Source organism: Halothiobacillus sp. (assembly GCF_028710545.1).
Lineage (GTDB): Bacteria > Pseudomonadota > Gammaproteobacteria > Halothiobacillales > Halothiobacillaceae > Halothiobacillus.
In genome coordinates this window covers 1-12,166 of sequence record NZ_JAQTTX010000062.1, presented here as the reverse complement: position 1 = coordinate 12,166, position 12,166 = coordinate 1, and the positions used below count along the sequence as shown (strand labels likewise).

Genomic DNA, 12,166 nt, shown 5'->3' with positions numbered 1-12,166 from the left:
AGCAGGATGGTAGCGCCGTTGGCGAGCAGATGGTGTCAGGTTCATAAAAGTGTCCACTAAAAATAGGTGGACACTTTTTACCCTACTCAATCCCCGTCAGAACAGGTGGGGCGGCTGGACGCTTACGATACACCCAGGGCACTGTGGCAGCCCATGCAGGCATAGAGCTCTTCTTTGCTTTGCGGGCGTAAATCGCCTTGCTTATCTTCAATGAAGGCGGAATATGTCCAGCCGGTGCCATTTTGCAAACCGGTTTCAATATTGCCGACAAAGCGCCGCAGGCGATCAGGAAAACGCATGTCCTCCAGCACCTCGCCATCTGCATAGCTCTTCAACTGGGCAAAATTATTCCAGCCGCGTTTCGCGGCGTAGCGCACCTCTTTCATGCGTGCGGACATGCCGATGCCCACTTCGCCGCCCACCGGATCGAGATAGCGGACGGTATGGATGAACTCCGTGCCTTCAGGGTATAAACCCGCTGCGATATGCACCTGGCCTTGAGCAAGTTGCTCGCCAGCCAGCCCCACATACTGCATATTTCGCCCTTCCGTTGGCGCCCAGTCGTAGGTGATCTGGGTCGCGGTATCGATCTGGCCGTCTTTATTGAGATCAACACCGAAGATCCGTTCGTCGACCGCTGCAATCGGCACGTTCTGGCGTTGGATCATCGCCTGCACGATGGCCAAGTTGACGGTGTAGGTGGTCAGATCAAACGTGCCGTCGATTTTCTCGCGAAACGCGGGCGCAAGGCGAATGAGCACATCATCGGTACTGCCATTGGTCGGCCAGAAGGTGCCGAGAAAAGGGGCGTAGGCAAAAGCGCGCCAGCCGGTGTAACTGCCGTCCGGCGCGTGGTCAAAACCGATCCCGTCGAAATTGAAGTAGGCATCGGGGATGTATCCATTCCACTTGCCATCACCGTTGGCATCCCATCCGGCGGGCAGCGGTGCGTTCAATACGCGCTGGAGCACCACCTGACCGTCAGTTTCATGGTAGTTGTCCTGACGAACGTAATTGAGGATTTTTTCATCCGCGATCCCGGCGATTTCCGGGCGACGATCGATAAACAGATTCGACCAGTTGTTCTTTTGCGCAAACGCGGGCATGGCGTAGGTGAGTTGCAGGTCCGCGTCGTTGGTGTAATTGGGTTCTTTGCCCATGTTGTGACAGGCAAAACAGGGATTGGAGGATTTGCCGGCGAAGGCACCCGAATCATCCCGGGTTTGGGTATAGCACTGGGGCGGGATGTAAGCGGCCGGGTTGAGCATGGCATCACTGTTGAGCGACACGACCGTTTCGTCGGCAGCCCCATTGGAGGCCATCAGGCGGGCAATCCGGTTAAGGCTAACCGTTTCACCTTCAGCGCTCAGATCTTCATGCATACGAGGTGCCCCAATAACCCCTTGGCTGTCCTCATGGATCGAACGAATCCGTTCGAGCAAACGATCATTATCCAAAGACCGGGAACTTGGTTGGCGATCCTGCCAAGCGTAGTAGCCGCTGGCTGAAACATTCAGGCAGCGGCACATAAGTCGTACGGGGTACTCCTGGCGGCAACGCCGAATCATCGCGTACCGTTCGATGATCCCTTCGCGAAGTACATTGCCGCGTCTCTTAAAAAATCTCGTTCCTTCTTGACCTGGGCCAGTTCACGCTTCAACCGTGCCAACTCCTGATCTCGAGGGCTACCCGTTCCTGTGAACGACGTGCCCAAACCCGCATCCGCTTCCCGCACCCAGCGCGACAGCATGTTGGGGTTGACGCCGATATCCAAAGCCACCTGGCGGCAACTTACGCCCGGCTGACGCGTCAACGCCACTGCTTCATGTTTGAACTCAGGACTAAATCTTCTTCTCTTGGTCATAAACACTCCTTCGCCCCATTATGAGGCTTCTTTGAAGTGTCCGTGGTATCGGGGTAGAATCCTAATAGGTATCAGGCAAAGGAATCACATCGTGCGTCAGATGGCCACTCGTTGGTTATGGACTTACAACTAGGAATGTCCGAATATGGCGCTCTGCGGCATTACCCCCATGCAGAAATTGGCAATGGCTGCATAACTCCACTTTTGGCTGCCGCTACTTCTTGGGGGGATTACACAGGGATATGGGTCTATACAAAAACTATGCACAGGATCTTGAGTTCAAGCGGGCGTTTGATGCGTCGATATCCAGTTTATTGGCTCAGGGGATGGATTTAATTCGTATAGACAAATACAAAAGTGATTTTCATCATGGTTGAAGACAAGGGTTTCTGTTCATGGACAGAAACTGAAAACATCAAAATTTTAACCGGCGGAATTTGTTCACGAATCTTTCTTGGAAAGGTGGCGTTCTTTGTGCAGGTAGGCGAGCAATGACTATTTTCGTTTATGGCGAAAAGGCCGGTCGTACTCATGAGAATCAGATGCTCCGCACCTTCCTGGGAAAACTAGAGGAACGATGGGCAACGAGTGCTGACTGGATTTTTGTTATTGCAAATACCATGTGGAGCGGCGCTGAAATCGACTTGGTCTGCATTCTTCCGTCTGCAGTCATCGTGGCCGATTTTAAGAGTTATGGCGGTACGCTGACCGGCACAGAGAACGGTCCGTGGCGGATTGATGGCGTAGTTGTTAAAGGGGGTAGCAAAGCTAACCCCTTTCAACAATTGCGTGACAATAAGTTTTCCGTTCTGAATTGGCTGACTTCCAAGGCGTTGTTGTCAGGGCGTAACCTTGGTCATATCTCTGCGGGCGTTATTTTTTCTGACCATATACAAGATCAGTTGGATCTGTCGCCCAAGACGAACTCCTGGTTTTATCCTACAGATCTAGTGAACTGTGCGGCTGTGCTTGATGGCCTATCCTCGCCTGAATTGAGGATTGCACAGGACGAAGCACTGGAAATTGTCCGCAGGCTTGGTGTTCAGCCGTTTGAATGGGCTTCCAGCCTGCCGCATGTACGTGACGTTAATACGAGTCAACGCTTGCCTCCAGGTCTTGCGCAGCTGACCGCTCATCAACACGAAGCTCTCCAGGCACTATGTAGTTTCATCTCAGCGGATGAACTCAATTCCTTTTCTGTGCTTGGCATGACTTCAACGGGCAAGAGTCGCCTGTTAGCCGAGATAAGGAACGAGATTGCCAAGGCTGGTAAAACCGCTATTGTGCTGAAACCCAATCGACGTCTTGCCGATGGCTCTGAGGTACACGCCAACAGCATCTATGCCCACCTCTATATAGGTAAGCAAGGTGGGGAGGATGAGCAAAGGACAGATGGAGAAGAAGCTGCGGAGCAAAAACAACTTAAAATCATTCCGTTGCGTGCCTGCGAAGATAGTGAGGATTGCGTCTATCTGCTGGACGATTCGCACTTGCTAGGGAATTCTCGATTCTCTACTCCTGATGGCAAGCAGTATGGTAGCGGTCAGTTGCTTTCTGATTTTTTCGACTTTGCAGAATTTGGCAAAGCGCGTCGCAAGGTGGTTTTCTTTGGTGATCCGTATCAAATTCAGCGGTGTGGCACTGAGGAGTCGGTGCTTTCTGGTAATTTTCAGAAAGCACGAGAACTTAAGCACCAGTCTCTAGAGCTGAAACAGCTTATCGACACTACCGATGGCTCAGCCAAACTGAATAATGCATTTAAGTTGGTTTCTGCCATTTCCTCACAGAAGTTTGCAGCACTGGAGCTGGCAACCGATGAGGGAATCAGGATTGGCGAGAAGAAAGAGGCTGCAAACGAGATTTTGCATCACTTCCGTGAAGGCCCCGGTTCAGTCTGGTATTTGTGTGAGACTCATCGTCAAGCTAATACCCTAACCCAATGGGTTCGTGAGCGTTTGCATGGCAAGAAAACCTTGGGTGCTATCGAGGCAGGTGATCTACTGGAAATATATGTCACTCCCGATGTACGTGACCCATTCGGCTCATATCTCACCATGCAATCCGGCGCTCGCTACACGGTTGAGAGTGTCTTCGCTCGTACCTCCTACCAACAAGGGTTGAAAGGGAGAAAGGAGGCCGTCAGATTTCATTCCATTAGATGCAGTCTCCATGGTCGCGACGAGGTTGAACTTGAGGTTTTTGAAGAGTTCCTGACAGCAGAAAAGCCGGAATTGGAGCCGGATACTGCAATCGCAGAAAGTGCTTGGCGAAAGAGCAGGTTAAAGAAGCCAACCGAGGGAAAGCAAGGTGAACTCCAGGGAGTGGAGTCTCCTCCGCCCCCGCCAGACTTCACCTACGCACGATATGGCTACGCTTCTACCGTGCACCACGCCCAAGGTATGTCACAGCCGATTTGTTACGTGAATTGCGACCATGCAGCCGGGCGTCATTCGGAAGGTTTTTTTCGTTGGCTGTATTCAGCACTCACGGTCGCCGAACGCGAGCTGGTGCTCTTGAACTTTACCGAAATACATCCATTCGATACGGCAGTATGGAACGCAGGCGCAGTAAAAGTGGCCGCAGATATCGCTGTAGGTGCTGGTTGGGCATTTCAGCCCAATGGCATCGCGTCTGAAAGGGATCAGCAACGTCGTTTACCCCAAGGGTTGGATGAGTCGAAGGATATTCTCAAGTCAGCAGCTGTATGGCTTCGAGCCGCCAATGCAGTGGAGCGAGTTGGTTGGCGAATAGCCAGGGCAGCTTGCCACCCTTATCAAGAACGGTACGATCTTATCGGTCCGCAAGATGAGCAATGTCAACTGCGGCTTGCCTACAACGGGAAAAACGTAGTCACAGCCATGCACCTGGACGATCCGGCGCATTGGGCATTACTCACCGAAGTGGCTGAGGAATGCCTCGAGACGAATGGTTACTCATCTGAGGTGGAGGCCCTGCTCAGTTCTGTCCGTTCGCGGATGGACAGAACCGACTGGAAGGTCGTTTCTGCTGCCGAGACGCCCTATCGATTGATCATTACCGTTGTACGGAAGCAAGACGAACGCCTCAATATTGAGATCAACTTCGACAAACAAGGATTGGTTTCCAGCGTGCGTCCGCTACAAAGTAGTGACATGGGTTTGCTCGAAGAAATTAAGGGATTTTTCTCGTGAATTGGCAAAACGTCCAGGCCCTTCGCAAGGCGGGACAAATCGACCAGGCTTTGAAGACTGCCGTAGAAATTTTGGTGGCAGACCCGGGGGACTTTAAAACAAGATCTCAGTACGAGTGGCTAATCTTCGACCGCATCAAGCGCATTGTTGACCACATGGGCGAGGCTTTGAAACGAAGTCAGCAAGTCAACGGGCAGGATGTGCAAGACTTGATGTCGTGGATGAGAGAGTTCTACAGGCAGGAGCCTCAGAAACCTGGCATGGTTTGTTCAAACATCTTGACGCAACTCGCCAAGGTCGGGCAGCACTTGCCCCAGTTTTTGGAAATAGTTCGTTGGATAGGCCCCGACGGCTTGAGTGATGAAGACTGTCGGCCCCGGGAATACCAAGGAAAAACGTACCCATCTCTGGGGATGAAAGTTGCTCGAACCTTGTGCAAATGGGGTACGGCGCATCCGGACGCCAGTGAAGAGCAGATGAAATTGGTGTTGGAGTTTGCGGAACGGTTCGGTGATAAGGCAAAGCTGGATGACCCCATCTGGCTCAATTGGGACATGACAATTGTTTTGCGTCAGATGGGGGACTTCCAGCGCGCAACGGAACTTCTGGCTGGTGTCATTAAGGCCAAGCGAAATGAATTTTGGGTCTGGGCGGAAGCAGGTAGGTTATACCAGTCCGAGCAGCCTGAATTGGCTGTGAGTTGCTTTTGTCGGGCTCTGGAGTGCTCAGCCGAGCCAAAGTTCTTGGTTCGGGCGCATCGGGAGTTAGCTGCCTTGTTAGCGGAACAGGAAGAGTACGTTCAAGCTAGTAAGGAAGTCGCGCTCACAATCAATATCCGCGAAGCGGAAGGGTGGCCGATTGGGCGTGAGATGGAGGAGATGATAGCTAGCCCTTGGTATGACCCATCTGCAGATGGTGCTGAAAAGCCAGAGAATTTCTACGCCAAACATTCGAATGCGGCATTGGCCCTATGCTTCGATGTCGTGGAAACGCTGGAAGCCAATTATCTTGGCTCCCTTGTTCCAAGTCCGCCAAAAGATGTAAGACCCGGCTGGAAACCGAAGCCATTATTTCGATATGCAACCAAGGATTCCAAAGGGCAAACGTGGAGTCTTGTCAGTCCAAGGCTGAAGGGGCTGAAGGCTGAAGTTGGAGCACCGCTGGTAGTTGTGGTCGGTAGTCAGAACGAAGATGACAGGCAGACAATCGTTCATGTCTCAGCCAGAAAGGATGGGCAGAAATGGGACTGTCTGGAATCAGGCATTGGTGTGGTTACGCGTGAGACAGTCGCAGAAAAAACGACGAGGATTCTTATCCTGGACTCGGGCGATGAGGTAAACCTCAATGAACCTTCAGGGGCGGCATTCCATATTGGCGACGGCGTTAGATTTGGACTTGCACGTAATCCCAAGAACAATCGAGTAGATGTGTTCAACGTGGAGCTCTGTGAATTGTCTGAAAAACATTTTAAGCGTGTTAAAGGACAACTCCGTCGTAACCCAAAGGGTTTTGGCTTTGTAGAGGATGCATTTGTCCCCCCCTATCTCGTTGAGCGCGCTAACCCGGATGCTATTGAGGTAACAGCTATCGCTGTTCATGCAAAGAACCCTGCCAAGGGAGGGTATGGCTGGCGCGTCGTTGGGCTAGATTAAGAGTGAGTCTGCACGCTATTTAAATACATCTGATCCGAATTTTTTAGTCTAAGAAGGATGCGTAATGGTCACTATTTTTTGTTCGGAATGTAAGTATGTAATCACGATGTTGTTTGATGATGGCCTTCAAATGAAAGGTGTTCCGGGCTGCCAATGGGATCATTTGCGCAATGCGTGGGTTTGCCCTAGGAATTCCGAAACCAGAGATGCCTTGGTTGAATTTTTTGGTCAAGAAGATGTGGCATGGCTTGAATACGATCATCTCATGGGCATGACGCGGCCTTGTGAAGATCCCCATTGGAAGGGCATGCCAATTTCTGATGGCTTAGCTCAGCGTGTGATGGAAGAGGATGCTCTACGTAGTCTTGGTGATTTATTTGATGTGGCTAGGCAATTTGGATTTCCAGAAGATGCCGAATATGACGCTTTGGTCACCTTTACTAAGGCAGCATATGAAGGGAATCAGCGATTCGCGGAAATGGTAGCTCGAGTCGCGACCTTGGAGGCCCAAATTCGGAGCTATGGTCAGCAAAACCCAGATTGTTGAAATAACGGATTTGGTGGGATTGGACAAGTGTAGTGAGAACTAGATGTACTGCTTTTGGATGTTCCACATATTGATCAATCCGAATCTGAACGCCCATCTGGATGAGATGCACGCTTAGTTTCATTCAGTAGTTCGCTCAGCGACCCTGGAAACATCCACACCATGCCCATCAACAGGTAAAGGAAGGTCGAAGCAAATGCGTTGGCCGGGCGCATGAACAGGGCCTCAGGTTTAATGGCAGACCAGTACAGGAGGGTGTAAGAATTTTTGTGTAAACGGTCCCATGGCAGGAAACTGCCGCATTGCCAGGAGCGATGATAATGACCGTAAAGAAGCACGATGTACCTGAAGAACTGATAAGCAGCCTGATGGCGAACTACCGCAAGCCGGAAGACCTGATTGGCGAGGATGGGCTACTCAAGCACCTGACCAAAGTTCTGGTCGAGAAAGCGCTGGAAGCCGAGATGGCCGAGCACTTGGGGTATGGCAAGCATAAACCCGTGGAGAACCCTGCCGGCAACACCCGTAACGGCAAGAGCCAGAAGACACTCAAAGGCGAGTTTGGTGCCTTACCGATTGAAATCCCCCGTGACCGCCACGGCACGTTTGAGCCTCAACTGATACCCAAGCATCAGACCCGCTGGACAGGTTTTGACGACAAGATCCTGTCGCTCTATGCCCGAGGCATGACGGTCCGGGAAATTCAGAGCCACCTGGAAGAGATGTACGGCACCGAAGTCTCGCCTACCTTGATTTCCTCGGTGACCGATGCGGTCATTGAGGAAGTGAAAACCTGGCAAGCCCGGCCGCTGGACGCCCTGTACCCCATCGTCTATCTTGACTGCATCCATGTGAAGGTCAGGGACGGCAGCGTCCGGGTCAAGGCCATTTATCTGGCCATTGGTGTCAAACAGCGTCGAAAATTGACGTAAGCGTCCAACCGCTCCACCTGTAAAACATGGGTCGTTTATGCTTTCTGCCTGAAGGGCAACAGTTCATCGATGCGGCTGTTGGGCCAGGTGGGTAGTTTTTCCAGGGTATCTTTCAACCAGGCGGCCGGTTCAATGTCGTTGAGCTTGGCGGTGGCAAACAGGCTCTGGATCGCAGCGGCACGCCTGCCTGCCCGTTCACTGCCGGCGAACAACCAGTTCTTCTTGCCGAGGGCAATGGGGCGGATGGCATTTTCTATCGGGTTGTTGTCGATCGGTAGGTGGCCGGTTTGGGCGTAGCGAATCAATGCCGGCCAGCGCTTTAAGGTATAGTCAATGGCCTTGGCTAGGGCACCATTGTTGGCCACACCGGGCCTAAGCCGAGTGAGCCACTGGTGCATGTCCAGCAATATCGGCAGGCTGTGCAAAGCACGGTGTTGCATCCGCCCCGCAATGTCCATGTCTTGGGCCTCTTCTTCTGCAACATACAACCGGGCAATCCGTGCCAGTGCCTCGTGCGCAACCGGATGATTGCTGGCCTTGTGCAGATCAAAGAACTTGCGCCGGGCATGGGCCCAGCAGCCAAGCTCGGTCACGCCCGCACGGAACAAGGCTTTGTACCCGCTGTAGTCATCGACCATCAAGGTGCCTTGTCCATTGGTTGGTCCATTGGCTGGCCAGTGCTGAAGAAACTCGGCGGCATGCTGGCCGCTGCGGCCGGTTTGATAGTCGAACACCACGATCGGCGGCCCCGCATCCAGGCTATTGCTGCGATAGGCCCAAAGATAAGCTCGCCTGGTTTTACCGGCCAGCGGATCGAGTTGCTGTACCGGGGTTTCATCGGCATGCAGTACCGCCCGCTGTTTGAGTAATTCACTCAAGCGATCGGCCAGGGGTTGCAGGGCCACACCGATGCGACCGATCCATTCACTCATCGTGCTGCGTGAGAGATGCACATCACTACGCTGGGCAATCTGTTCTAACCGATAGAGCGGCAGGTGATCGACATATTTGCTGACCGCCACCCAAGCTAACAGACCAGGGGCGGCCATACCGCCATCGATGATGGTGGGTGCGCTTGGTTCGGCCGTGATGGTTTGACAGGATCGGCAGGTGTGTGGGATAGACATGCCGTTCGACAAAGAATTGGGCGGGAATGATATTGAGCTTTTCGGTGACGTCCTCACCGATCTTGACCAGATGGGCTCCACACTGGCCGCACTGACAGGGATCGGGTTCATGGACATGGGTTTCACGCGGCAGATGATCGGGCAGAGGCTGACGACCGGCCTTAGGGCGGGGTTTAGGCGGGGCATCTGCCGGGGGTGATAACTCGGCCTCAACGGCAGCAATGTCCTCGGCCAGATCGTCTTCGAACAGGTGTAGTTGCTCGGCACTCATGGCCTCGGTTTTGGCCCCGAAGCGGATACGGCGGTAATACGCCAGCTCATGGGTCAATTTCTGGTTCTTGAGTTCCAGTGCCTTGATGGTGGCGTCCCGATGCGCCAGTGACTCATCACGCAATTTGATTGCTTGTTCCTGTGATTTCAGTTGCTGAATCAGCCACGCCACGGAGGGCGTTTCAGGGGATGAATGACCGGTTTCTGCGTTTGAAATCATGAGGTTGATTATACCAAACCCCAAGCTGCATGTGCTGATTTTTCAAGACGAAATCCTGAAAAATCTCACACTTGCCAGTGGGCCTGTGGCTTGGCGCAGAGCCGTTGCCAGTCCACCCCGGTGGTCAGCCACTGCCAGTGTTCGGCACTCATGATAAACCGATCATCACCGGGCTTTGGCCAATAAAAATGCCCCCGGTGCAAGCGGCGCTGACAGAGCCACACCCCCGTGCCATCCCAGATCAGAAGTTTGATTCGGGAGCGAGCCCGGTTGGTAAACCCATAAGCGGTACCATCACAAGGGGATCGGTGCAGCAGGGATTGCACCTGTTGCGACAGGCGTTCAATACCCCAGCGCATATCCACCGGTTCCACGATCAGGAACACCTGTTCGGGGCTGATCATTTGAGCCACCGCCCGAGCAGGCGGGCACAGCTATCCACACGGGATGCCGGGCAGTGGATCGTGACACGAGCCGAGCGCGTGGTAATCTCAAGACTCAAAGCATCGTCGGTTGGCACAGTGAGCGGTGCGGCAAGCTCGATCGGCACCAGAGTCGGTGCTGATCGGGGCATCGAGCCTGCCTGTTGACGAATCCAGCGACGCAACAGGTTGGCATTCACCCCGTGCGCCAGTGCCACTCCGGCAACCGATGCACCGGGTTGCTGACATAGGGTAATCAGTTGGGCCTTGAATTCAGCAGGATGGTAGCGCCGTTGGCGAGCAGATGGTGTCAGGTTCATAAAAGTGTCCACTAAAAATAGGTGGACACTTTTTACCCTACTCAATCCCCGTCAGAACAGGTGGGGCGGCTGGACGCTTACGGTTGAAATGGCAGCGCAAACTGTCCAACAACTGGAGTGCTGATGCAATTGCTACTTTGATTCATACATAACCTTTCTTGTGATCGTCTTGCGACCTTCGACTGGTCCATTTACTACGTGATTGGTCGATGACCTTGAAGTCTTTCGCCCATGATCCACTGGGGTCTGCGTGGTGGGCAGGCAGCCTCGTTGAATGTCGTAGGGAGATTGAATTCAGGCACCGGCGACTGTTCAATTCCTGACGGGATGCGCGAAATCGTCTGGCACCACGAGAGGTTCGCATTGCGGGGCCTAACGTTGGAGCTCAGCGGCGCGCTCAAGCGCGTCCGCTGGAACGACTTGTTGGGCGACGACACGGATTCTCCAAGTGCCAGCTACCGCCGAAAGTCACCGGAACGCTCAGGTTGATATACAACTTTCAGGATGCGCACTTTGAGTAATCCACCGCCGGGCTTGGTCCAGGATATCTCGTCGCCCTCTCGTAATCCGAGAAGTGCGCTGCCAACAGGGGCAAGAACCGATATTTTCCCCGTGCCTTCGTCAATGTCGCTTGGATAGACAAGCGTCAGGGAGAACTCGGTACTGGATGATTCCATCCGGAAGGTTACCGTTGAGTTCATTGTGACGACGTCATGCGGCATTTCCTCCGGCTCCAGAATATTAGCCCGGTCTAGCTCGGCTCGTAGCCCCTCTTTGTCTGGAATCTGCTTGTCGCCAAGTGAATCGAGCATTTTTTCAAGTCGCACCGCATCAAGCGAGGATATGGTGATAGGTGGCTTTTGTTTCATTTTGAATTAGTCTCATGAAGTGATTGTTGATGGTGGCGTCCAACGTAGAAGTCACCGGCGCTGCGCGGCTTTATCGCGCAGCGTCCGTGTGGACTGCCGGGTTAGGGAGAGCAGTCCGTTGAGCTTATAAAGCACGATCTTGAACCCACAAATAACCATCTACGAGGCAGCCTTTGATTGCGCCGATGCTTATGGCTTTGTTGATCTTCTCCATTGAAACACCGTATTTCCGCACGTACGTGGCAGCGAGAATTGGGTTTTTAAGATAGTCAATTGCCTCTTGGCTACATCCTTGCTCAAGCAATTTGGATAGCCTGGATTGTGCCTCGTCGATTTGCCTGAGGTGTGGAGCAATTTCTCGCAGCTCTGCCTGTAAAGATGCGACGCGCATTTTGATGTAAAGCGCTCGCGCCTGAGCATCATCAAATCCGGTTTCGGCGAGAGCCTTTGTCCAAAGGCCTTTGCTGAGTGCACCAGATTCCAACTCGGTTGCGACAAATTCATACAGCAACTCCTCCTGCTTGGAGGTTTCGTAGGAACGGGCTTTCAAGAATTCAAGCAGCCGCACAACCTTGCTCACTAACGCCCGAAATCAGCGGCGACCGCCCGCATAGCGGGTGGGCGTCCGCTGGATTGAGTTGTTAGCGTGTCAAACAGCGTCGAAAATTGACCACCCAACAGCGTCCAATTTTGACCAGGGTATCAGGCTGATTTCTTGCGCTGTTTGAAGCGGTAGGAATCGTTGCCGGTCTCGAGGATGTCGCAGTGGTGAG

Annotated in this window: 7 protein-coding genes and 3 pseudogenes; 4 read left to right on the top strand and 6 right to left on the bottom strand. The window is 53.0% G+C overall.

The genetic code is table 11. The features are described from left to right. Positions 1–1,307: 1,307 nt before the first annotated feature. Positions 1,308–1,864, bottom strand: a pseudogene (locus PHD44_RS11075) (transposase); the annotation flags it as partial. A 491-nt stretch (positions 1,865–2,355) separates the two neighbouring features. Here PHD44_RS11075 and PHD44_RS11070 point away from each other — a divergent pair. From PHD44_RS11070 to PHD44_RS11055, 4 genes and pseudogenes are all read left to right on the top strand, one after another. After that, complete coding sequence (locus PHD44_RS11070) at positions 2,356–5,034, top strand: ATP-binding domain-containing protein (protein ID WP_300191609.1); 2,679 nt, start codon at positions 2,356–2,358, stop codon at positions 5,032–5,034. Then, positions 5,031–6,686 (top strand): hypothetical protein, encoded by a 1,656-nt coding sequence (locus tag PHD44_RS11065; RefSeq protein ID WP_300191607.1) that lies wholly within the window; start codon positions 5,031–5,033, stop codon positions 6,684–6,686. Before PHD44_RS11070 ends, PHD44_RS11065 begins: the two co-directional genes overlap by 4 nt. A gap of 64 nt (positions 6,687–6,750) precedes the next feature. Beyond that, entirely contained in the window at positions 6,751–7,233 is a 483-nt protein-coding gene (locus PHD44_RS11060) for a hypothetical protein (RefSeq protein ID WP_300191605.1), read from the top strand. A 320-nt stretch (positions 7,234–7,553) separates the two neighbouring features. Continuing rightward, positions 7,554–8,141: pseudogene (locus tag PHD44_RS11055) on the top strand (transposase); the annotation flags it as partial. Positions 8,142–8,200: 59 nt separating this feature from the next. Here the strand turns inward: PHD44_RS11055 and PHD44_RS11050 are convergent. The 5 genes and pseudogenes from PHD44_RS11050 to PHD44_RS11030 form a co-directional block, all read right to left on the bottom strand. After that, positions 8,201–9,725 (bottom strand): annotated as a pseudogene (locus PHD44_RS11050) (IS66 family transposase). Positions 9,726–9,847: 122 nt separating this feature from the next. After that, positions 9,848–10,186 (bottom strand): IS66 family insertion sequence element accessory protein TnpB, encoded by a 339-nt coding sequence (gene tnpB / locus PHD44_RS11045; protein ID WP_300191602.1) that lies wholly within the window; start codon positions 10,184–10,186, stop codon positions 9,848–9,850. After that, complete coding sequence (locus PHD44_RS11040; RefSeq protein ID WP_300191600.1) at positions 10,183–10,524, bottom strand: transposase; 342 nt, start codon at positions 10,522–10,524, stop codon at positions 10,183–10,185. Before PHD44_RS11040 ends, tnpB begins: the two co-directional genes overlap by 4 nt. Positions 10,525–10,979: 455 nt before the next feature. After that, positions 10,980–11,393: a nucleoside diphosphate kinase regulator gene (gene rnk, locus PHD44_RS11035; protein WP_300191597.1), complete on the bottom strand. Its 414-nt coding sequence runs from the start codon at positions 11,391–11,393 to the stop codon at positions 10,980–10,982. A 124-nt stretch (positions 11,394–11,517) separates the two neighbouring features. Further along, a complete protein-coding gene (locus PHD44_RS11030) occupies positions 11,518–11,961 on the bottom strand; it encodes a hypothetical protein (RefSeq protein ID WP_300191594.1) in 444 nt (147 codons plus the stop codon). Positions 11,962–12,166 lie beyond the last annotated feature (205 nt).

Coding starts and splice junctions, on each gene's coding strand:
- PHD44_RS11070 (WP_300191609.1), top strand. CDS start 2,356: ATGACTATTTTCGTTTATGGCGAAAAGGCCGGTCGTACTCATGAGAAT.
- PHD44_RS11060 (WP_300191605.1), top strand. CDS start 6,751: ATGGTCACTATTTTTTGTTCGGAATGTAAGTATGTAATCACGATGTTG.
- tnpB (WP_300191602.1), bottom strand. CDS start 10,186: ATGATCAGCCCCGAACAGGTGTTCCTGATCGTGGAACCGGTGGATATG.
- PHD44_RS11040 (WP_300191600.1), bottom strand. CDS start 10,524: ATGAACCTGACACCATCTGCTCGCCAACGGCGCTACCATCCTGCTGAA.
- rnk (WP_300191597.1), bottom strand. CDS start 11,393: ATGAAACAAAAGCCACCTATCACCATATCCTCGCTTGATGCGGTGCGA.